This window comes from Arthrobacter sp. 05N33_2, assembly GCF_056397425.1.
Genome location: NZ_JBFTNJ010000059.1, coordinates 1 through 20,682, shown reverse-complemented (window position 1 = coordinate 20,682; position 20,682 = coordinate 1). Strand labels below are relative to the sequence as shown.

21 protein-coding genes are annotated in these 20,682 nt (G+C 67.5%); 11 read left to right on the top strand and 10 right to left on the bottom strand.

The features are described from left to right. The 3 genes from AC1DHX_RS17045 to AC1DHX_RS17035 form a co-directional block, all read left to right on the top strand. Nucleotides 1–252: class I SAM-dependent methyltransferase (locus AC1DHX_RS17045; RefSeq protein WP_476900277.1), on the top strand; the 252-nt coding region annotated here is incomplete at its 5' end. Nucleotides 253–323: 71 nt separating this feature from the next. Then, entirely contained in the window at nt 324–1,361 is a 1,038-nt protein-coding gene (locus AC1DHX_RS17040) for a pirin family protein (RefSeq protein WP_476858643.1), read from the top strand. A gap of 83 nt (nt 1,362–1,444) precedes the next feature. Continuing rightward, the gene (locus AC1DHX_RS17035; protein WP_476858642.1) at nt 1,445–1,792 is read left to right on the top strand and encodes a GNAT family N-acetyltransferase; all 348 of its coding nucleotides are present in this window, start codon (nt 1,445–1,447) and stop codon (nt 1,790–1,792) included. Nucleotides 1,793–1,822: 30 nt separating this feature from the next. Here AC1DHX_RS17035 and AC1DHX_RS17030 read toward each other — a convergent pair whose 3' ends face one another. After that, complete coding sequence (locus AC1DHX_RS17030; RefSeq protein ID WP_028276784.1) at nt 1,823–2,401, bottom strand: TMEM175 family protein; 579 nt, start codon at nt 2,399–2,401, stop codon at nt 1,823–1,825. Nucleotides 2,402–2,482: 81 nt separating this feature from the next. Next, the gene (locus tag AC1DHX_RS17025; protein ID WP_476849568.1) at nt 2,483–2,812 is read right to left on the bottom strand and encodes a carboxymuconolactone decarboxylase; all 330 of its coding nucleotides are present in this window, start codon (nt 2,810–2,812) and stop codon (nt 2,483–2,485) included. A 324-nt stretch (nt 2,813–3,136) separates the two neighbouring features. Between AC1DHX_RS17025 and AC1DHX_RS17020 the strand changes: the two genes are divergently transcribed. Together AC1DHX_RS17020 and AC1DHX_RS17015 are read left to right on the top strand one after the other, a co-directional pair. Further along, nucleotides 3,137–4,576 (top strand): DUF2252 domain-containing protein, encoded by a 1,440-nt coding sequence (locus tag AC1DHX_RS17020; protein WP_476900276.1) that lies wholly within the window; start codon nt 3,137–3,139, stop codon nt 4,574–4,576. A gap of 6 nt (nt 4,577–4,582) precedes the next feature. Further along, nucleotides 4,583–6,076 carry an FAD-dependent oxidoreductase gene (locus tag AC1DHX_RS17015; RefSeq protein ID WP_476900275.1) on the top strand — a complete coding sequence of 498 codons (1,494 nt, stop codon included), beginning with the start codon at nt 4,583–4,585 and terminating at the stop codon, nt 6,074–6,076. Here the strand turns inward: AC1DHX_RS17015 and AC1DHX_RS17010 are convergent. From AC1DHX_RS17010 to AC1DHX_RS17000, 3 genes are all read right to left on the bottom strand, one after another. Beyond that, nucleotides 6,073–6,909 (bottom strand): CDP-alcohol phosphatidyltransferase family protein, encoded by an 837-nt coding sequence (locus tag AC1DHX_RS17010; RefSeq protein ID WP_476858639.1) that lies wholly within the window; start codon nt 6,907–6,909, stop codon nt 6,073–6,075. The two genes, AC1DHX_RS17015 and AC1DHX_RS17010, sit on opposite strands and share 4 nt — an antisense overlap. 114 nt (nt 6,910–7,023) lie before the next feature. Next, entirely contained in the window at nt 7,024–7,434 is a 411-nt protein-coding gene (locus AC1DHX_RS17005; protein WP_476855975.1) for a hypothetical protein, read from the bottom strand. Nucleotides 7,435–7,478: 44 nt separating this feature from the next. Further along, nucleotides 7,479–7,847 carry a cupredoxin domain-containing protein gene (locus AC1DHX_RS17000; protein ID WP_476855974.1) on the bottom strand — a complete coding sequence of 123 codons (369 nt, stop codon included), beginning with the start codon at nt 7,845–7,847 and terminating at the stop codon, nt 7,479–7,481. Between the two features lie 202 nt (nt 7,848–8,049). Here AC1DHX_RS17000 and AC1DHX_RS16995 point away from each other — a divergent pair, with 202 nt between their 5' ends. Next, complete coding sequence (locus AC1DHX_RS16995; protein ID WP_476858638.1) at nt 8,050–8,997, top strand: cation diffusion facilitator family transporter; 948 nt, start codon at nt 8,050–8,052, stop codon at nt 8,995–8,997. 38 nt (nt 8,998–9,035) lie between these two features. On the opposite strand, the gene AC1DHX_RS16990 is transcribed toward AC1DHX_RS16995, so the two are convergent. Together AC1DHX_RS16990 and AC1DHX_RS16985 are read right to left on the bottom strand one after the other, a co-directional pair. Further along, complete coding sequence (locus AC1DHX_RS16990; RefSeq protein ID WP_476900274.1) at nt 9,036–11,327, bottom strand: putative bifunctional diguanylate cyclase/phosphodiesterase; 2,292 nt, start codon at nt 11,325–11,327, stop codon at nt 9,036–9,038. 219 nt (nt 11,328–11,546) lie between these two features. Next, entirely contained in the window at nt 11,547–11,849 is a 303-nt protein-coding gene (locus tag AC1DHX_RS16985) for a DUF4193 domain-containing protein (protein ID WP_028276793.1), read from the bottom strand. Nucleotides 11,850–12,156: 307 nt separating this feature from the next. Between AC1DHX_RS16985 and AC1DHX_RS16980 the strand changes: the two genes are divergently transcribed. Both AC1DHX_RS16980 and AC1DHX_RS16975 read left to right on the top strand, forming a co-directional pair. After that, on the top strand, nt 12,157–12,402 hold the full coding sequence (locus tag AC1DHX_RS16980) for a hypothetical protein (RefSeq protein ID WP_230008878.1): 246 nt from the start codon (nt 12,157–12,159) through the stop codon (nt 12,400–12,402). A 95-nt stretch (nt 12,403–12,497) separates the two neighbouring features. Continuing rightward, nucleotides 12,498–13,208 carry a response regulator transcription factor gene (locus AC1DHX_RS16975; protein ID WP_230008877.1) on the top strand — a complete coding sequence of 237 codons (711 nt, stop codon included), beginning with the start codon at nt 12,498–12,500 and terminating at the stop codon, nt 13,206–13,208. Here AC1DHX_RS16975 and AC1DHX_RS16970 read toward each other — a convergent pair. Further along, entirely contained in the window at nt 13,156–14,628 is a 1,473-nt protein-coding gene (locus AC1DHX_RS16970; RefSeq protein WP_476855971.1) for a sensor histidine kinase, read from the bottom strand. The two genes, AC1DHX_RS16975 and AC1DHX_RS16970, sit on opposite strands and share 53 nt — an antisense overlap. A gap of 344 nt (nt 14,629–14,972) precedes the next feature. Beyond that, nucleotides 14,973–16,898 carry an alpha-amylase family protein gene (locus tag AC1DHX_RS16965; RefSeq protein ID WP_476900273.1) on the bottom strand — a complete coding sequence of 642 codons (1,926 nt, stop codon included), beginning with the start codon at nt 16,896–16,898 and terminating at the stop codon, nt 14,973–14,975. A gap of 166 nt (nt 16,899–17,064) precedes the next feature. Here AC1DHX_RS16965 and AC1DHX_RS16960 point away from each other — a divergent pair, with 166 nt between their 5' ends. Further along, the gene (locus tag AC1DHX_RS16960; protein WP_459384844.1) at nt 17,065–17,814 is read left to right on the top strand and encodes an ABC transporter permease; all 750 of its coding nucleotides are present in this window, start codon (nt 17,065–17,067) and stop codon (nt 17,812–17,814) included. A gap of 24 nt (nt 17,815–17,838) precedes the next feature. On the opposite strand, the gene AC1DHX_RS16955 is transcribed toward AC1DHX_RS16960, so the two are convergent. Then, a complete protein-coding gene (locus AC1DHX_RS16955) occupies nt 17,839–18,342 on the bottom strand; it encodes an HtaA domain-containing protein (RefSeq protein WP_476900272.1) in 504 nt (167 codons plus the stop codon). A gap of 184 nt (nt 18,343–18,526) precedes the next feature. On the opposite strand from AC1DHX_RS16955, the gene AC1DHX_RS16950 reads away from it, so the two are divergent. Both AC1DHX_RS16950 and AC1DHX_RS16945 read left to right on the top strand, forming a co-directional pair. After that, nucleotides 18,527–19,510 (top strand): S1C family serine protease, encoded by a 984-nt coding sequence (locus AC1DHX_RS16950; RefSeq protein ID WP_476855968.1) that lies wholly within the window; start codon nt 18,527–18,529, stop codon nt 19,508–19,510. Nucleotides 19,511–19,865: 355 nt separating this feature from the next. Continuing rightward, nucleotides 19,866–20,682: AfsR/SARP family transcriptional regulator (locus AC1DHX_RS16945; RefSeq protein ID WP_476900271.1), on the top strand; the 817-nt coding region annotated here is incomplete at its 3' end.

The following is a 20,682-nucleotide window of genomic DNA, read 5'->3' as shown; positions in this document are numbered from 1 at the left end:
GGCCTGGAGATCATGGACGTCGAGGCGTTGCGGCCCCACTATGCCCTGACGCTCAGGGCGTGGGTGCGGAACCTGGAGGAGCACTGGGACGAGGCCGTGCGTTTGGCCGGACTGGGAAGGGCCCGGGTGTGGCGGCTCTACATGGCCGCGAGCGCACTCGGCTTCGAGGCTGGCATCACGGGCGTGAACCAGATCCTGGTCCAGCGCCCGGGCGGCGCGGAACCCCCATTGCGCCGTTCGGCCTGGATGTGAGGCCCGGTCCTGGAAGTCCAGGCCGTGTGCCGAAGGCTGACCCGCGGACCGCGCGAAGCTAGGCTGTCATCATGAGCAATACCGAAGTCGCGCCCCAGGAAATCCTTTGCGAAACGGACAGGACCTGCGCCGGCGTCGAACTCCTGGTTCCGCGGCAGGTCCCGCTGGGCGGCCCGCGCGCGATGGATGTGCGGCGCACCCTTCCGCAGCGCCAGCGCAGCCTCATTGGGGCGTGGTGCTTCCTGGACCACTACGGCCCGGACCAGGTCGGCGATTCCGGCGGCATGAAAGTCCCGCGCCACCCGCACACCGGTCTTCAAACCGTCAGCTGGCTGTTCACAGGCGAAATCGAGCACCGGGATTCGGCCGGCTTCCACGCAGCGGTGCGGCCCGGTGAAGTGAACCTTATGACCGCCGGCCGCGGCATCAGCCATTCGGAATTTTCCACCCCGGACACCACCGTCCTGCACGGCGCGCAGCTGTGGGTGGCGCTGCCGGACACGGCACGCCACATGGCGCCCACCTTTGAGCACTACCGTCCGGAGCCGGTCAGCGGAAACGGCTGGACCATGCGCGTCTTCCTGGGCGCACTCGCCGGGTCCGTCTCGCCCGTCACCACCCACACGCCCCTGCTCGGTGCCGAGCTCCTGCTCGAAGCGGGGACGGAGCTGACGCTCGCAACAGATGCGTCCTTCGAACACGGCCTGCTCGTGGACTCGGGCAACCTCGCCCTGGACGGGCAGCCGGTCCCGACGGACAACCTCGCGTACCTGCCCGTCGGCCACGGGTCCCTGACCCTGGTCGCGGGCAGCGAGGGAGCCCGCGTTCTCCTCATTGGCGGAGAGCCGCTGGGCGAAAAAATCGTGATGTGGTGGAACTTCGTCGGCCGCAGCCATGAGGAGATCGTCGCGTACAGGGACCAGTGGCAGTCCGAGATCGGCGCGGACGCCGGCCCTGCGGACTCCAGCGCGGGCGCCGGCACTGAGGACTCCGGCGCGGACGCCGGCGGGCGAGCATCCGACCTGCGGTTCGGCCCGTTCCCGCCCGGCGGCCCCGCCGCTCTCCCTGCCCCGGCCCTGCCGAATGCCCGCATCCGGCCCCGCGGCTGACCTGTTCATTCCGGCAGGCCCAGCCAGCCCTGCACCCGTAAGCCCGACTGCCTGGCCAATCCGGCCCGCTCAAGGAGACCATATTGACCACGATCACCATCAGTAACAACCCGCAGCGCAGCCGTTTCGAAGTGCTCGACGCCGGCACCGTGATCGGCCAGGCCGCTTACGTGGACGACGTCGGGGCGGGCCAGCGGATTTTCTACCACACGGAGATCAACGAGGAATATGGCGGCCGCGGGCTGGCCGGGGTGCTGGCCGAGCAGGCACTCGATGAGACTATCGCCGCGGGCCTCACGATCGTTCCGGTGTGTCCCTACATCAAGAAGTACTTGGGCAAGCACCCGGGCTATGCGGCCCACGTGGTAGCGCCGGCACCGGCGCATCTGCGGTTCCTGAGCGCCTCGCTGGCCCAACGCGTCCGGCAGTAGCCGCTCCGGGACACACCTGCGCCTCTGGACTCACGTGTGTGCGATGAACCGCTCCACACGCCGGTCCGGGATGAGCCAGATCGCGGCGACCACCGAATAGGCGGCGATCCCCAAGAGCGGGTTCACCAGGCTGAGCCCCATCCCGGCGATGTAGAGCGCCGGCGATCCCTTGCCCTTCCAGTCCTGCCCCATGGCCCGGTCCAGCGCGCCGCCGCGTCCCTGCTGGCGGATCAGGGTTGTTTTCAGGATGTAGTAGGCAATGGCGGCGAACAGCAGGTCCAGCCCATAGACGAGGACGGGTACCTCCGCCAGGCCCGTGTCATTTATCCACCGGGTGGTGAAGGGGATGAGGGAGAGCCAGAACAGCAGATGCAGGTTTGCCCAGAGCACCCCACCGTTGATCCGCCCGGCCAGATGCAGCATGTGGTGGTGGTTGTTCCAGTAGATCCCGACATAGATGAAGCTCAGCAGGTAGCTGAGCAGCGTTGGAAGCTCGTGAAGCAGGGCCGGCCAGGTCGGTTCGGCGGGGACGTGAAGCTCCAGCACCATGATGGTGATGACGATCGCCAGCACGCCGTCGCTGAACGCCTCCAGCCGGTTCTTGTTCATGGGCCGCCTTTAGTCAGGGCATCGTGGCAGATGCAACGAGGAACTGCCGACGCCGTGACGTGCGGTTCGTAAGTAAGGGTACTAGTCCGGGGTCCCTGCTTCGAGTTCTTCCTCCGCCATTTCGAGGGCAAAGCCCAGCGCCTGGACGAGATTGGTGGTCGCCGCCACGATCCGGGGAGTGCCGACGATGGGTGCAACGGCGATCAGGATGCCCCGGACATCCTCCAAGGTGATGCCGACGTCTACGGCGGTACCGGCGTTGAACAGGTAGGAGGCGCCCGGGGCGTCGACTGCCGCGAGCGCCGCAATCCGGGCCAGCATCAGTTCGCGAGGCTCAAGGGTGGAGCGTTCGAGCGAAACGGCGGTGATGTCGGCGAGGACGGCGAGAACAGGTGCTTCTTCTTCGGCCATGGTTATGTCTCCATCTGGTTTCAGTGTTGTGCGCCGAGTGACGCGACGTGAGCGGATCGGCCCGACTCGTCATGAACGTAACCCGCCACGACCAGGGGTGGCATCACCCGAACCGCATGAATCGATTGGTCAGTGGCCCGGCTGCGGAACAGATGGCGTTTTGAGCCTGCGCTGCGGGATCCATCAGCGATGCGTTGACGATGGGCCGGTTCGGGGCCAGAATCGCAGTAGCTTGAGCCGAGACGCAGTGGCGCGCTCGGCGGGGACTGACCCAGGCAAGCAGTGCCGGTGGCGGTTCCGGACCTAACAGGGAGGTCGCCGATCATGGCCGAGACCAAAAAAGTCAAGCATCCGAGTGTCGAGGAGCGTGCTGCGAAGGGCAAGGGCCGCCGGGAAAAGACGCCCGTCTCCGCCCACACCGGGTGGAAACCCGCGTCCGATCGCCCGGATCCGGTCGCGCTGCTTGAGGAACAGAACCTCACCCGCGAACAAGACCTCGTGCCGGTGCGTCACGGCCGGATGCTGGTCTCACCGTTCACGTTCTACCGGGGCGCCGCCAAGATCATGGCAACCGATCTGAAAGACACTCCCCGGGCCGGCCTGGTGTCCCAACTGTGCGGGGACGCCCATCTTTCCAACTTTGGCGTCTTCGCCTCACCAGAGCGGACCCTGTTGTTCGATCTCAACGATTTCGACGAAACTCTGCCCGGCCCATTCGAGTACGACGTCAAACGCATGGCCGCGAGCTTCACCATCGCGGCGCGGAACAACGCGTTCACCAAGGAAGAAACGCGCGACGCGACACTCACCGCCGTTCGTGCTTACCGCGAAGCGATGGCAGAGTTCGCACAGATGGGCACCCTGGACATCTGGTACGCCCGCCTGTCCGAGGAACAGCTGATGGAAACCATTGAGCTGGCCGTGGCAACCCAAAAGGGCAAGGCCCTCAAGAAGGCAGCCCACGGCATGGAAAAGACGGCGAAACAGAACGTCGCCAAGGCCCACACCCGCGACAGCCTGCAGGCACTCTCCAAGCTCGCCGAGCGGGTGGACGGGGAGTACCGGATCGTCAGCCAGCCGCCGATCGTCATTCCCTCACGGGAGCTGGGGGAATCATTCGGCATGTCTGCGGATGGGATTCAGAAAGCGGTTCGTGAGCAGCTCCGTTCCTACCGGGCCACGCTGCCAGACGACCGACGAATCTTGCTGGAGCGCTTCGAGGTCATCGATGTCGCCCGCAAGGTGGTGGGCGTCGGCAGCGTCGGCACACGGGCGTTCATCGCCTTGCTCCAGGGCCGCGATGAGCAGGATCCGCTGTTTCTGCAGGTCAAGGAGGCCACAAGGTCAGTGCTCGAGGACCACCTGCCGAAGAGCAAGTTCAAGCAGCCGGGCGAGCGCGTGGTGCAGGGCCAGCGGATGATGCAGGCCGCGAGCGACATCTTCCTGGGGTGGACCAAGGGCGTGCAGGACAACCGGTACCTCTACTGGCGCCAACTGCGTGACATGAAGGGCTCAGCCATTGTGGAAGGCATGAAACCGCTCGGCATGGGTTTCTACGCCAACGCCTGCGGCTGGACCCTCGCCCGTGCCCACGCCCGGTCAGGGGACCCGATCGCAATCGCCACTTACTTGGGCAAGAGCGACAAATTCGAACGCTCCATCACCGACTYCTCCGAGCGGTACGCGGACCAGAACGAAAASGACTACCAGGCCTTCGCCGAGGCGGTTCGCTCGGGCCGGCTGGAAGCTACTGAGGGCCTCTGATCGCGGATGCCCGAAGGACGGCAGGTTTCGCTCTGGATCGCCACAACCGGTACCACCCGCTATCCCTCCCTGGACACGGATCTTGAGGTCGACGTCGCCGTCGTCGGGGGAGGGATCGCCGGCCTGACGGCGGCGCTGGCCCTCAAGCGCGCCGGCAGCACCGTCGCGGTCCTGGAGGCAGCGCGCATTGGCACCGGCGTCACTGGGCACACCACCGGAAAGGTCACCTCCCTGCACCGGCTGGCCTACACCGAACTCGCGGACCGGCACGGACCGGACGTCGCGGGCACGTACGGGCAGGCCAACCAGGCCGCCATCGAGCACATTGCGCGTGTCGTCGCGGAGGAGGGCATCGACTGCGACTTCCGCAGGGTATCCAATTACACCTACGCAGAATCCGACGACGCCCTCGCCCGGGTCCGCGGCGAGGCGGCCCTGGCCGGGCGGCTCGGCCTGCCAGCCGTCTTTACCTCCGAGGTGCCGCTGCCGTTCGGTGCCCGGGGCRCAGTYCGGTTCGACGGCCAGGCGCAACTTCACGCGGTCAAGTACCTCCAAGGCCTCGCCCGCGCCGTGGACGGGAGCGGAAGCCACGTACTGGAGGACTCGCGCGTCACCTCGGTCCAAGACGGGGTGCCCGCCGTCGTCGGGACCGGGAGCGGCACCGTCCGGGCGCGCGAGGTGATCATTGCCACCAACGTCCCCGTAGGCGACGCCGGCCTGTTTGCCGAGCGCTGCTACCTGCACCGTTCCTACGTCGTTGCCAGCCTGGCACCCGCCGTGCTCCTGGACGGAACCTTCATCAGCGTCGACGAGCCGATGCGCTCCATCCTGGCGATCGACATTGAGGGTTCACGATTCGTTCTCACCGGCGGCGAGGGGCACCGTGCCGCCGAGGCCGGCGATGCCGCCGAGCGGTACCGCCGCCTCGCGGCTTTCTCCCGGGAACGCCTCGGCACTGGGGAGACCAGCTTCCGCTGGTCCACGCAGGACAACATGCCCGTCGACGGGTTGCCCTACGCCGGGACAATGACTCCGACGGTGGCGCACCTTCATGTGATCACAGGCCTGCGCAAATGGGGCCTGACCAACGGCACCGCTGCCGCCCTGATCCTGGCAGACACCCTGTCGGGCCGTCACAACCCCTGGGCCGCGGTATTCGATACCAACCGCCCTTCCGCCGGCCAGGCCAGCGGGGTGCGGCAGCAACCGGACCAGCCGCCCCCACACCGGCTGCCGAATCAACCGGCCGTCGCCGGGCTGAGACCCGGCGAAGGCACCGTCGTGGAGATCGACGGCGAAATGACCGCCGTCTACGCTGGCGCTGCCGGGGGCCTCCTCGCCGTCTCGGCCATCTGCACGCATCTGGGTTGCACGGTCGCGTTCAACGCGGACGATTCGACGTGGGACTGCCCCTGCCACGGCTCGCGGTTTTCCGCCGACGGCGCCGTCATCCAGGGCCCGGCGACGATGGACCTGGCGCCGAGACCCGCACCGCGTTAGGTTCCTGCCGGTGTTCCGGCCCGTATGGCGGGGGAGCCGGCGGCCGAAGCGCGGCTTGCCCGGAGCCGTTCCAGCTCGACCACGTCCCGCCCGAATGAAAAGGCCAGCAGCCCAAGCGCCGGCCCGAGCACCATGGCTCCCAGCGGCGGAGGCACCCCCGGCAACAGGGCGAACAGCAGGGCCGCCGGCTGCGTGGCTCCGATGACCCTGCGGACCGTGCTGGACGGCAGCGGGTTCTTCAGGGACGGCCGGAACCAGGCCGCTGCGAGGAACGCGTAGTACATCAGGCCGATGCCCAGGGGCCACAGGCCGAACTTTCCCGCCGCCGTGCAGGACAGCACCAGGACCAGCGCGGCGTCCGTATCCGAATCCAGGCGTGAACCCTCGGCCGTGGCACAACCCGTGAACCGGGCCACCCGTCCGTCGACGGCATCGAGCAGGAACGCGGCCGTGCCCAGGACAACCACCAGAAAGCTTGGTCCGGTTCCGGCTCCGGCGATCAACCCCACCACCGTTTCGGCGGCACAGCAGGCGACGATGCCGGCCCTGCCGAGGGTGACGCGGTCCGCGGGGGTGGAAAAACGGGGTTTCCGCCGCAGAACGGAGCCGGCGGCCCGGGTGATCACCGCGGCCCCCGCCGCCAGGGCCAGGAGCCAGGGAACAGGATCCGTGAGGACCGCCACGCCGAGCCAGGCCCACACCACAACATAGGCGCCGACGGCGGTGCCGGCATCCGCCACGGCACGGCGGGCGGCTGCCGATCCCGGCCCGGTCTGCCCTGGCGCCGGGAAAGCGGTGCCCCTCGTCGGATCTGCAGGCCGGATTCCAGGCACGTTTGCTGACCCCGTGCCTGTAGACGCCGTGCCCTCTTGTTTCGTGCCTTCTGCAAACGACTTCAGCCTGAACCACCCCGCCCACATGCTAGCAAGTCCGCGGCCCGGGGTTGGTCAATGCTTGGACTGGGTGCCCTGCCCGTTCGTCCGCCGTCCGGCCCGGACGAAACCGATGGCTGCCAGGACGGCTCCGGCGCCTTCAGCCACGGCGCTGACAGACTTCTCGAAGAACCAGATGGGCTCGTACATGGCCGGGAAAGGCCCGAACGCGGGAATATTCACATAACGGTATGCCACCACGGCCATGAAGGCGCTCAGGGCGATGACGAATGCGACGGCGAAGGCCGCCCTGCTGCCGCGCAGCAGCACGTACAACCCGGCCAGCACAGCGGCAGCTGATTCCAGCAGGAACAGGTTCCCTTGGCCGATTCCCGCGGAGTTCCCCGCCTGGTAGCCCGGGGCCAGGTGGATGTGGACGGCGGCGTCAATGAACAGGGCAACGGCCGTGAGGATTCGCAGTGTCATGCCGGCCGTATGGACCCGCACGGCCCGTCCGGGGCTCTGGGCGCTCATTTGACCACCAGCGTCCCGTGCATGCCCGGATGGTAGGTGCAGTGATACGCGTAGGATCCGGGCTTCGTCGGCGCGGTGAAGGTGGCAGTGCCGCCGCCCTTGACCTGGGCATCGAACGCTGAGCCTTCGTCAGCCGTGACCGTGTGTGCCGCGGCATCCATGTTGGTTACGGTGACCGCCGCGCCGGGGGCCACGGTGAGCGGGTCGCCGTAGGCGAAGTCCTTGATGGTGATGATGGTGGTGGCGGCGGCGGTGCCCGCCGTCGGGCCGGCCCCGTAGGCGGGGCCGGGTGGGGGCGCCGACGTCGACGCCGGCGATCCGCTGCCGCCGGCGCACCCGCCGGCGCCCAGCAAGATCAGGAGCAACCATAGCGATGACAGCTTCCGACGAGCATTCATTGCGCACCACCCCGAGCGGCTTGAGGAAACGAGCGGATGAACGTACTAGCTATATTGTGCGCCTGACCGGCACGAATGGAACCAGTCTGCGTCGAACGCCGGTCCGGGACAGCCCGGGGAGATAGCGTAGTCCCTGGCATGCATCCTGCAGCCGAGGGAGGAAAATGGCGTGAAGCGTAAGAAGTCCTGGTCCGCATCGCTCACGGTGCTGATTGCCTTTGCAGCGAACGTCCTTGTCGCGGCAGCCAAGACAGTGGCCGCACTTATCTCTGGCTCGGCGTCCATGACTGCCGAGGCGGCCCACTCCTGGGCCGATACCGGCAACCAGGTCTTCCTGCTCATCGCCGAACGGAAAGCCGCGCGGAAACGCGACAAAGCCCACCCCATGGGTTACGGGCGCGAGGCCTACGTATGGTCAATGATCGCCGCCTTTGGCTTGTTTACGGCCGGCGCGGTGGTGTCGGTGATGCACGGCATCCAGCAGCTGATCACCCCGGAACCGCCAGGTGACTATGGGATCGCCTACCTGGTGCTGGCCATCGCGTTCGTCCTTGAAGGCGTGTCCTTCATCCAGGCGTTCCGGCAAAACCGGAAGGCGGCGCGAGAGCTGGACCGGAACACCCTGGAGCAGGTGCTCAAGGGCTCCGACCCCACGCTGCGCGCCGTCTTCGCCGAGGATGGGGCAGCGCTTGTTGGCCTGCTCATCGCCTTCGCCGGGATATTCCTGCACCAGGTCACGGGGTCCTCCGTGCCGGACGCCGTGGGGTCCATTCTGGTGGGCATCCTCCTGGCCGTGGTTGCCGTCGTGCTGATCGACCGGAACCGGCGCTTCCTGGTGGGGCAAGCCGTGACCGGCGATATCGAGGGCACCATGGTCCGCCGCCTCCTCGAGCACCCAGCGATCGAACGCATCACGTACCTGCATCTCGAATACGTCGGCCCGCGCAAGCTTTACGTCGTGGCGGCCGTGGACATACAGGGGGACCTCCGGGAACACGACGTCGCCGTGGCCCTACGCCGCGTTGAACGCGAACTTGAGGACCACGAAACGGTGGAAGAGGCCGTCCTGACACTGGCCACCGCGGACGAGCCCTCGTTGGTCTTCCCCGCCGTTTGAGCACAACGCCGACCGCCGGGTCCGGTCCTTCGGCCGGCTCAGGTGCCGGCCGCCGTCGCGTCCATGCCGGCCGGTGGCTGCAGGCGGGCCCCGGAGGCCAGCAGCGCCTCGAGAACGGGGGACGGGCTGGGACTGGCCAGAAAGAAGCCCTGGCCCATGTCGCAGCCGAGCGAGCGCAGGAGATCCAGCTGCCCGGTGTGCTCGATGCCCTCGGCGATGACAGCCAGGTCCAGTTTCCGGGCCACTTCCAGAATGCCCTCGAGCATCGCCGCGGCCGGGGCGTCCCCAGGCAGCCCGGACAGGAAGGCACGGTCGATCTTGAGAATGTCCGCGGGCAGCGCAGCGAGCGTGCTGAGCGAGGAGAAGCCGGTCCCGAAGTCGTCGATTGCGATGCGGACGCCGAAGCTCTTCAGCCGGTTCAGGGCAGCGACCCCGCCGTCGGCGCTCGTGGCCAGGGCCGATTCGGTGACCTCGAGGATCACCTTGTCGGCCTGCGAGGCGGGGTGGGCCAGGATGCGCTCCAGGGCTGCCAGGTTCCGGTCACTCGATAGCTGAAGAGTGGAAAGATTGACCGAGACCCAGAAGTCTTCGGCAGTGCCGGGGGACCGGCGCCAGCCGGCGACGTGACGGCTTGCGGTGTCCAGGACCCAGCAGCCGATGGGCCCTATCTCGCCGGTTTCCTCGGCCAAGGGGATGAAGTCGGCCGGTCCCAGCCGGCCCAGGGTCGGGTGCTCCCAGCGGACCAGGGCCTCCACCCCGGCGATCTCGCCGGTGCCGAGACTCACGACGGGCTGGTAATCGAGGCGCAACTGCCCGGCCTGCACGGCTGTGGCGAGGTCCGCCCGGAGAGCGGCCCGGTAGGTCATTTCGTCATATCCCCGGGCATCGAAGAGCTGGTAGCGGCCTTTGCCGCCGTGCTTGGCCATGTACATGGCGAAGTCCGCCTGCCGCATCAACTCGGCCGGATCTGCAGTGCCGGCGTTGCGCTGGGCGGCGCCCATGCTGACGGTTACCTTCAGCCGGACGTCATCGATGCAGAAAGGRTCCCGCAGCGTGTCCTGGATGCGCCGTGCGACGTCGTCTGTCGCCGTGCCGCCCTCRTCCRTSACGACGATCGCGAATTCGTCSCCKCCCAGCCGGGCGACGAGGTCATGTCCGCGCACGCAGCCCCGCAGCCGTTGGGCCAGCTGGATGAGCAACGCGTCGCCGCCCTCATGGCCCAGCGAGTCGTTGACGTCTTTGAAGTCGTCGACGTCGATGACGAGCAGGCCTTCACGCCCGTCGCAGACCTCGGCGCCAGCTGTTTCCGGGTTCTTTGCTCCGGGGTCGAACGCGGCGGTGAGGCGTTCGGTGAGGACTGCCCGGTTGGCCAGTCCCGTGAGCGGGTCGTGGGTGGCGCGGAAGGTCAGTTCCAGGTGGTTGTCGTGCACGGTGGCGGCCATGGAATTGAAGGCCTCGGCCAGCTGGCCAAGTTCGTCATTGCGGACAACGCTGATCCGGTGGCTGTAATCACCGGACTGCAGCTTCACGACCCCGCGGTACAGACCCTCCACAGGGCGCATCAGGTACTTGGTCATGCGCCGGCGGAAAAAGAACACCCCGCCCGCGGCCAGCGCAAAGAGGGCCGTGCGGACGGTCGATACCATCTGCTGAAGCCCGGCCCCACGGGCGACGCCGTCGTCAAGCGCGTCGAGCGAAGCGCGACGGACGTCGGCGAGCAGGGCGCGGGCCTTGGCGCTGGATTCGGCGAACGCCGGCGCCTCCGCCACTCGGTTGCCGTGGAGAGTGGCCACCTGGCTTCCCCAGAGATTGTGCGCGGACAGTCCCTCCTGCCAGGCGGCCCGGGCCCCGCGGACTGTGGCCCGCATGCCGTACGCCTCCGGCAGGATCCGGGCGGTGGCATCGAACTGGGCGGAGAGGTCCTTTTGTTGCAACAAAAAGGCGGACGGATCTGCGGGTCCTGCGGACAACAGCTGGAGTCCGGCTTGTTCGTGGGTCTCGATGCCGGTCCGGAGCTCGGAGATGGCCTCCGACTCGACGCGGTGCTGTGCGGCGGCGTGCTGGATCTGGTCCGTGACAAAACGGACGCCGACCAGGGTCACCGCGGCCCCGGCGAGCAGGGCAAGGATCACCAGGATGAATGCCCTGGACCATTCGCGCTGCAGGCTCCCTGCGCGGGCGGGTTTGCCGGTGCGGGGGGTACGGGTGCCCGCCGGCCCTTCAAACGGCATGGCCGGCCCGTCGGATCGTTCGGGTCCACTGGCGTCGTTGGCGGCGGCCGACGGCGGCACAGCAGCAGGGTCAGCCAAGCTGCTGGTGGATTTACGCATGGTCAGCCTCCGGCCGTGTGCCGGCAATCGCCGCATCGTCAAACAGGAGCGTAGCCGAACGTGCCCCGGCTGGTCATGTCCTGCCGCCTCCCGACACTATTGTGAAGCATGTGACAGAAGTGTATTCGACGGGTGGCCCGGCGGGTAGCGTCCGGCGCCGGAACCACACCTGCAGCGCTGAACGTCCCCGGACCGGCTGAGCCGGTCCTGCCGGGGGCTCTAGCTGAGGCAGTCTGCGCAGTAGGCGTGGCCGGCCTTCTCCTTGGCCAGCTGGGACCGGTGCCGCACCAGGAAACAGGAATAGCAGGTGAATTCGTCCTCTTTTTGCGGGATGACCGTGACGGTCAGTTCCTCGCCGGACAGGTCTGCCCCCGGCAGCTCCACGCCTTCGGAGGTATCGGCCTCGTCGAGTTCGCGGACAACGCTTCGCGCGTCAGGCGCATTCGCCGAACGGAGCGCCTCCAGGGAAGCGTTGCGGGATTCCGCGACGTCGGAGCGTACTTCGTCATAATCGGTTGCCACCTGGTGATACTCATTTCAGTTGCTGGGCGTGTGATTCGGAGTCTCTCCGGATCTACTTATCTCTGTATCTCCGGATCTCCGGGATTGAACCGTACAGCATGACGCCGTGTAAATGCTGGGGACCGGGGCAGTCGCGGCAGTGACGCTCATGACACCCGGAGGCGGACGCCCCAGACGCCGGCCTTCCTGCTTTGTTCGCCACTGGTCACCGGGGCGTCACGCGCCGTTAATTTGGGTGCCCTAGCCTGATTCTTTAGGCACCATCCACCTTGGGCACCATCCGCACCATCCGTCGGGAGGATTCACCATGGCCGATATTGCTGCAGTGCTGGGACGGCTCACGCAGGACGAACTCAATGAACTGCGGTCCCTGGGCCCCAGCGGGCACCTGACCCGGCGCCTGACCGACGCCATCGACCGCGCAGCCGGCGGCCCCGGAGCCGGGCGCGGCTACTACGTCCCCAACGGGAGCGTCAGTTCCACCGGCGGACCGCACGTGGTCCTGCGCAGCGACGTTTCGGGGTGGCTGTTCGGTCCTCCCCAACAGGCCTGACCGAACAGCGACGGGCATCCCTCCCACTGGACCCGCCAGGTTCCTTCCAGCACGGCCCCGGAAGGGCCATACTGGCCCAAAGAGAGGGGGCTGGATTGCGGATCCTGATGGTGGAGGATGAGCATGCCCTGGCGGAAACAGTCCGCCGCGGGCTGAAGAACGAGGGGTTCGTCGTCGACGTCGCCCACGACGGCGTGCGGGGACTCGCGGCGGCGCTGGAGAACGCGTACGATGCCATCCTGCTGGACCTCATGCTGCCGCGGATGAACGGCTACGACGTCTTGAAGGAATTGCGGCAACGCAAGGTGTGGACTCCGGTGCTGATGCTCACGGCCAAGGACGGCGAATACGACCAGACCGATGCCTTCGACCTGGGCGCTGATGACTACCTCACCAAGCCGTTCAGCTTCCTGGTGCTGGTGGCCCGGATCAGGGCGTTGATCCGGCGCGGAGCGCCCGCCAGGCCTGTCATCATGACACTTGGCACGCTGTCCCTGGACCCCGTCAGCCACAGTGTGCGCCGCGGCGACACCCTCATCAGCCTCACGGCCAGGGAGTACGGGCTCCTGCATTATCTGATGCGCCGGCATGACCAGATCGTTTCAAAGGCGGAAATCCTGCAAAACGTCTGGGATCCGGCTTTCGAGGGCGCGAACAATGTGGTGGAGGTGTACATCGGCTACCTTCGGCGCAAGATTGATGTCCCGTTCGGGATCCACAGCCTGACCACGGTGCGTGGCATGGGCTATCTGCTCAGCGCCGACCCGACCCCTGAACCCCGTGCCGCCGGGAGTTCCGAGGAGTGACGTCGGCCGGCTCCACAGGTTCCGGAAGGGGAAATGTGATCTCAAAGCGGCAGTGACCCGCCGGTCCGTCCGTCGGACGGATGCTCCCATGGTGGGCGGCCACAATTCCAGCCGCGATGGCCAGGCCCAGTCCGCTGCCGCCGCCTTCCCGGGAACGGCTGCCATCGAGCCGGACAAACCGTTCGAAGATCCGTTCCCGGTCCGCCTCCGGGATGGGGTCGCCGTCGTTGTCGACAGTGAGGATGACCCGGTCCGCGGCGGTGTGCAGGTCCACGGCGATCCGGGACAGGGCGTGACGGTCCGCGTTGTCCAGGACGTTCCGCAGGACCTGCGCCAGCCGCCGGGCGTCGCCGCGGATCCGGGTCGGAACGAGCTTCACCGAGATCTGGTGCCGGCTGGTGGACCGCAGCCGGCGGATCTCCTGGTCCAGCACGTCGTCAAGATCGACGTCCTTCTGCTCCACGCGCAGGCCGCCGTCATTGGCCTTGGCCAGTGTCAGCAGGTCCTCCACGAGGAAGCTCATGCGGGCCGTCTCCTCGGAGAGGACATCCTTCATCTGAAGCCACATCGCCCCGGTCGGGTCCGCCGCCGCGATCTCGATCCCGGCCCTCAGCGTGGCCAGCGGGCTGCGCAGCTCGTGGCTGGCGTCCGAGACGAATCTGCGCTGTTCGGTGTCCGAGGCCTGCAGCCGGTCCAGCATGGTGTTCATGGTCAGCGCCAGGGCGTGGATTTCGTCGTTGGTCGGCGGGACGTCGACGCGCCCGTCCAGCCGCTCGGCCTTGATCCGGGCCACCTGGCCACGGATCCGCTCAACCTGGCGGAGGGAACGCCCCACCAGGAGCCATACGGCCACGGCCACGGTCCCGAGCAGCAGCGGCGTGGCTCCCAGCATGAACCACGCGACGGTGGAAATGGTGTCCGCCTGTATCTGTGAGGCCTGGGCCACCACCACGGTATAGCTCAACGTGCCGGTCCGTGCTCCCACGGTGACGATGTGGTAGTCGTCGGTGTCTCCGATGCTCGGAAGGCTCGAGACGTCCTGGGTCATGGTCTGGCCCGGGCTGGGCCGCTGGGCTGACAGCGGGGCGTTGGCGACCTCGGGGTCCGAGCTGGCCAGGACGTACCCTTCGGCATCCAGCACCTGGACGAACTGGCCCGCATGCGCGGTGTCAATGATGTAGGCGCGGGCATCCTCGATGTCCATGTCCTCCATCTCGGCGACCACGTCCAGGGCCTTCTGCTGGGCTGCGGCGTCGCTCGACCGCGCCAGGGACGCCTGCAGCAGGACCAGAAGGACGACGCCGCCGAGCAGCAGCGCCACGGCTACGACGCCGACGGCGACCGCCGTCGAGCGCTTCCGCACGCCCCATCGAATCTCGCCCGTGCCGGGGCCGGAGGGGGCCCGTTTGCCCAGTGCCATGCTCCAAGAATGYGTCAATGCGCGGTTCGGGACAACCACCGCGGCCGCATTGCCGGCGCCGCCCGCCCGGCCGGCACCCCCGGCGGTGGCCGGAGCGCTCCTGCCTGGGCGCACGTCCCCAGGGAGAGGCTGCTCTCAGTCTCTTCTCAGCGGGATGGGGGAGAGTGGAAATAGGCCGCATAAGACCGGCCGCCGGCCGCCACGGGGCCGTTCGTCCACAGATTCCGGCCGCACGCTCTCCTCAACCAGTGTGCGGCCGGACACGGCACCCGGGCGAAGCGGCGCAGCGGACGCCGACACAGCCGCTACCGATATTTCATGCCGATAAGCCGCGGGCCAGCGCCTCAAGGCCGGGGCGTCACCCGGAGCCAGACGAACTGCCGGGCGTCCAGGACCAGTCCCGCGTCGAGGCACACGTGGGCGCCGGTCAGGATGTCGACGGCGCCGGCCGCGAAGCCGGAGAGCGTCAACGCCGTTACCTCCTCGGGGCCGTCGCTGAAGTTGGCCAGGGCGAGGATCAGCGTTCCATTTCCGGGACGCTGATACCCCAGGACTCCCGGGTTGTTCGTGRCGAACCCGACCAGCCGGGTCCCGGCCAGTTCCGGCGTCGCGGACCGTACGGACACCATCCGGCGCAGCCCGGCAAAGACCGCCCCGGCGGGGGTTTCCGGCTCCGCGCGCCGCGCGTACCCTGCGGCCGGGTAGTGCGGCCGGTGCACCCAGCGGCTGTCCGTTCCGTGGCCTTCCTCGGCGGCGTACCCGTAGTCGTTGAACTGGCCGACCTCGTCACCGAGATACAGCAGCGGGATGCCCCCGGTGCTGAAGGCCACCGAGTGGGCCAGCAGGATCCGGTCCACCGCCGCAGCGGTTCCGCCCTCGAGCCCGCAGAGCGACGCCGTTGTGCCGGAAATCCGGCAGTCGCCGGTGCGGGGGTTGTCCTGAAAAGGCACGCCGCGGGCGAAGCTGCCAGGGAAACGGTTGACGAAGAAGGAATTGAGGAACCGCCGGTGCTCGAAGGCATTGATGCCAAGCTCGGCAGCGTCCTCATCCGCAAACGTCCAGCCGATGTCGTCATGGCTGCGGACATAGTTCACCCACGCCGTGCCGTCCGGAATATTGTGGCGCCGCTCCAGGGCCTGGGTGAGCAGGGACACGTCGCGGGTGGCCAGCGCCTCCCAGGTCAGCGCCATCTGCAGGGGGTTGTAGGAGAGCTGGCACTCGGCGGGGTCAATGTAGCGGGCCACCTCGTCGGGGTGGACGATCGCCTCGGACTTGAACAGCAGCGACGGCGCCGCCAGCCGGCACACGGCGTTGAACGCCTGCAGCAGCGTGTGGGCTTCGGGAAGGTTCTCACAGGGCGTGCCGAGCTGCTTCCAAATGAAGGCGACGGCGTCCATCCGGAGAATGTCCACGCCCTGGTTGGCCAGGAASAGCATCTCGCCCGCCATGGCCCGGAACACGTCCGGGTTGGAGTAGTTCAGGTCCCACTGGAAGGTGTGGAACGTGGTCCAGACCCACCGTCCGTCCGGCAAATCCACAAATGAGCCGGGGTGGTCGTCCGGGAAGATTTCGCGCACGGTTTGCTCGAACGCGTCCGGCATGGACCTGTCCGGGAAGATCCAGTAGTAGTCGCTGTAGGCCGGCTCGCCCGCGGCCGCCTTCCGGGCCCATTCGTGCTCGTCGGAGGTGTGGTTGAAGATGAAGTCGACCACGAGGCTGATGCCGTTCGCCCGCAGCTCGGCGGCGAGGTCACGCAGCTGCTCCATGGTGCCCAGCCTGGGATTGACGTCCCGGTAACTGGAAACGGCGTAGCCGCCGTCGGAGTGCGGTTCGGGGGCCAGGAACAGCGGCATCAGGTGCAGATAGGTCAGGCCCAGTTCCTTGAAATAGGGGATCCGGGCGCGGACGCCTTCGAGGTCCCTGGCGTATCTGTCGACGTAGCAAACGCCGCCGAGCATGGTGTTGGACTGGAACCAGCCGCTGTTGTGTTCCCGTTCGGCGTCGAGGCCCTTGAGCGCGGCAGGCCTCTCTGCCCACGAGCGGGCAGACTGCATCACAAGGTCGGTGAGCTGATCCAGCCAATCCGGCCGTGCGCCGTAGAGATCGTGGAACAGCCGGAACAAGGCCGGGAAATGACGGTCGAAGCGCTCTTCGAAGACGGCCCGGTCCGCGCCGTCCCACCCGATGCCCGTGCCCGCCGCTAAGGCCCGGAGCACATGCCGGCGGGCCTCGCTGTCGACGCCGTCTGCTAAGAGGGCGGGTTCAACCATGGAGCATCTCCTTTGACCAGTTTCAATCCCCGACGGCGCGACGACCGTTCACATCCTTGCAGACGGACGCGCGGGTGCCCAGCACGGCAGCCGTGTCCGGCGGGGGAAGGCAGCCGACAGCCGATGCCGCCCATGGTGCTGCCGGGAAGGTCTATAGGCTGGCGTGATGACCGCCCTGACTGATCTCCTGCCCACGCTGCTGGGCGTCGGGCTCCTGATGCTGGTCACCGTGGGGTTGCTTGCGGTTTTCCGGATCCCGCACCGAACGGCGCCGGCGCTGGCCATCCTGCGCGGGGCTGTGCAACTGGCTGTCATCAGCCTCATACTGGGCACTGTCATCACCAGTCCGGTCTGGGTCGGCGCCGCACTTCTCGTGATGTTTTCGGTGGCCGCAGTGACGGCCGCGCGTCGCCTGGGGTGGAGTTGGGGCCGCCTGGCGGTAGTGGGCGGCTCGATGGCGGCCGGCATCCTGGTGACCCTCGCGATCGTTTTCGGCACGGGCGCGATAGCCCTGACGCCCCGCTACGCGCTGGCAATTGGGGGGATCGTGATCGGCAATGCTATGACCATCGCCACCCTGGCCGGCCGGCACTTTGCCGAGTCCGTGAATGAACGTTGGGATGAGGTTGAAGCGTGGCTGGCTTTGGGGGCGACCCGGCGTCAGTCGACGTTGGAGCTGGCCCGGCGCGCCGTCTATTCAGCCCTCATCCCTTCGACCGACCAGACTAAGACGACGGGACTCGTCACCCTGCCCGGGGCGTTTGTGGGTGCGATCTTCGGCGGCCTTTCACCCTTGGAAGCGGGCCGCTTCCAGATCGTCGTCCTCGCCTCGATCATGGCGGCAGGTTCCATGACCGCCGTGGCCCTGATCGGGATCATCGCGCCGGTGAGGGTGCGTCCGGTGCGTCCACGCTAGCGTCCGCGCCGTGGCCCGTCCTGACTACGCCGGCACCCGGATGACGAGGGGGTCCATCGCCTGGCCGTCGGCGTACTGGCCGTCGAACAGTTCCGAACCGGCCTGGGAGATGGCGACCTCGACGCGCTCCCAGACGAGAAACCCTTCCATGTTGCGGGGCGCGGCAGTGCGCAGGGTGCCGACATCCGAGCGCTCGGTCCCGCCGCCGTCGCCCGTGCTGATGGACAGGACCCCGTGCCCGGCCGCGAACTCGACCCATGGATCCAGCAGCCGAACGAACATCATTCCGTGGTGACCGGCGACGCGGACATCGCCGCGGAACCGCAGCACCCCGGTGCCACTGGCGGGATCGTACTCGGAACCGGCGGGAGCGAAACAGAACTCTCCGGACGCAGTGACCGTGGCGCCGTCGGCCGCGGAAACAGCACCGTCCGGGAGTCCCGAAATGTAATCCATAAAGCTGCGCTTGATGCCCCAGGTCAGACCCGGCAGGGGCAGCGGGGCGGGGGAGGCGGACGYTGRTGTCACGTAGGTTCTCCTGGGCTGTCGGGCGGATCTACGTCCGAGCCTAGYCGSGGATCCGCGCSGGGCTGAACTGTTGCACCGYYGCCGCTTCATCCTGCGTATTTCTCTGACGGCGTAGGCCCGCCAGGACTACTCCCGGGACGGCGGTGGTTGACTTGGATGAGTACCGTTTAGCAGGAGGTGCACCGTGGCCGCGTCCATCAGCAGGGTATCCGGATCCGATGTGTCCGAAGACCCGCTGGATTCCTATTCCGCAACGGTCATCCGCGTGGCCGAGGCTGTCACCCAGCACGTCGCCGCGCTCGAGATGACCGGCAACGGGCGCAACGGCAGGTTGAGGGTCGGTGCGGGGTCGGCCGTGCTGTTCACCACGGACGGATATCTGCTGACGAACGCCCACGTGGTGGGAGGCGCCCAGTCCGGCCACGCAGTCTTCGCCGACGGCACCAGCACGGCTGTTGACGTGGTGGGCGCCGACCCGCTCTCCGATCTTGCCGTGGTCCACGGCAGGGCACCCATCGCGGCACCGGCTGAACTCGGCGATGCCGAGTCCCTCCGGGTCGGCCAGCTGGTCATCGCCGTGGGCAATCCGCTCGGGCTCGCCGGCTCCGTCACCGCCGGGGTGGTCAGCGGGCTGGGCCGTTCGATCCCGGTCTGGTCCGGACGGAGCCGGCGCGTGATCGAGGACGTCATCCAGACCGACGCGGCCCTCAACCCCGGCAGCTCCGGCGGGGCGCTGGCAGACGCCCGCGGGCGGATCGTCGGCATCAATACGGCCGTGGCCGGTGTTGGGCTCGGCCTGGCCGTTCCCATCAACGCGACGTCCCGGCGGATCATCGCTTCGCTGCTCAAGGACGGCCGCGTCCGCCGGGCCTACCTGGGCCTGGTCAACACACCCATCCAGTTGCAGCCGAGCGCCGTCGTCCGGACGGGCCGCAGGGAGGGCCTGCTCGTGGTCGAAGTCCTTCCGGATTCCCCCGCCGAGCGGGCCGGGCTACGGGCCGGCGACATCCTCCTGAAGGTTGGACAAATGTATGTGTCCAACGCCGAGAGCCTGCAGAAACTGCTGTTCGCCGAAGCGATCGGGGAGCCGCTGGACCTTGCCGTGCTCCGGGACGGCGCGGACCTGCGACTGGTGGCTGTGCCCGCCGAGATGACCGATAACCAGTAGGGAAACCCGGTCCGGACCCGCGGTTCAACGTGCTGGAATTTGGCCGCCGGGGGCCAATTCCTTGCCCGCCTAAACTACTTGGGTCCGCATGGCGGCGGCCCGCGGAATTACTTGGTTGGCGCCGCAATCACCTGCCCTCCGCTCCGCCCGCTTACTCAGCGGTACTGACCCCTGTACGCGTCTTTCTTTGGGCGAAAGATCGGGTAGCGGCATGCCTTGTTGCGCCCCGCCGGGCGTGTCACGGTGTCATTGGAAAGCCGGAGGGAACAGAGCCTCAGTACGGCCTGGTTTCAATGTTGATCCGGCTCTCCATAGACGATTGAGTTCGTTTTACCTGGGGAAATCGGAGAACATCGTGGATAGCCCAAAGGAAACAGCACCTTCCATTTCGGTCCGCCTCTTCGGATCATTCGAAGTGCGCCGGGACGGCGTGGCGCTCACCGCCGCCGACATGGGCGGATGCAAGCCCCGGCACATACTGGAAATCCTTCTCCTGAACCTTGGCACGCCCGTGTCCAAGACCCGCCTGATCGATCTTCTCTGGGGAGCAGGAGCCAGTGACGGCTCCGTAGCGACCCTCGAGAGCTATATCAGCGGTATCCGCCGTGCCATCCAGCCGGGGCAGACTAAGACCGGCCCGCTCCGCACGGCCAACAGTGGCTACGTGCTGGACCCTACGCTCGTGGACCTCGATCTGTTCCGGTTCCGTGACCTGGTCCGCGACGCGGGTGAGCTGCCTCCGGCAGAGGCCTACCCCCTGATGCTCGAGGCCCTGGAGATTTCCGCCGAGCCGCTGCTCGGGTTCGAACTTGCCTCCGATTGGGCCGAAGAGGCGCGCGCACGTCATACAGCCGAAAAGGTGGCGCTGCAGATCCTCGCGGCAGAAACGGCGGCTCTGCTGGACAAACCAGACGATGCCGTCAACCTGGTCCAGGCTGCCATTCGCGCGGAGCCCCTGAACGAGCGGGCCTGGACGGTGCTGGTGACGGCCTATGAACAGGCAGGCCTGCCGGCGGAGGGCCTCTCGGCCTATGACCGCTGCCGGCGGCTCTTCGACCGCGACCTTGGCTGCAGCCCCGGTCCGGCCCTCCAGGAAGCTCATCTGCGGCTCCTCCGGCAGCGTGCGGAAAGCAACTCCGAACTCTCCGAGGTACTGGCGGCGCTGCTCTATC

What these genes read in the sequence shown, in the direction of transcription:
- AC1DHX_RS17040 (WP_476858643.1), top strand. Translation starts at nt 324, where the DNA reads ATGAGCAATACCGAAGTCGCGCCCCAGGAAATCCTTTGCGAAACGGAC.
- AC1DHX_RS17030 (WP_028276784.1), bottom strand. Translation starts at nt 2,401, where the DNA reads ATGAACAAGAACCGGCTGGAGGCGTTCAGCGACGGCGTGCTGGCGATC.
- AC1DHX_RS17025 (WP_476849568.1), bottom strand. Translation starts at nt 2,812, where the DNA reads ATGGCCGAAGAAGAAGCACCTGTTCTCGCCGTCCTCGCCGACATCACC.
- AC1DHX_RS17005 (WP_476855975.1), bottom strand. Translation starts at nt 7,434, where the DNA reads ATGACACTGCGAATCCTCACGGCCGTTGCCCTGTTCATTGACGCCGCC.
- AC1DHX_RS16980 (WP_230008878.1), top strand. Translation starts at nt 12,157, where the DNA reads ATGGCCGATATTGCTGCAGTGCTGGGACGGCTCACGCAGGACGAACTC.
- AC1DHX_RS16970 (WP_476855971.1), bottom strand. Translation starts at nt 14,628, where the DNA reads ATGGCACTGGGCAAACGGGCCCCCTCCGGCCCCGGCACGGGCGAGATT.
- AC1DHX_RS16960 (WP_459384844.1), top strand. Translation starts at nt 17,065, where the DNA reads ATGACCGCCCTGACTGATCTCCTGCCCACGCTGCTGGGCGTCGGGCTC.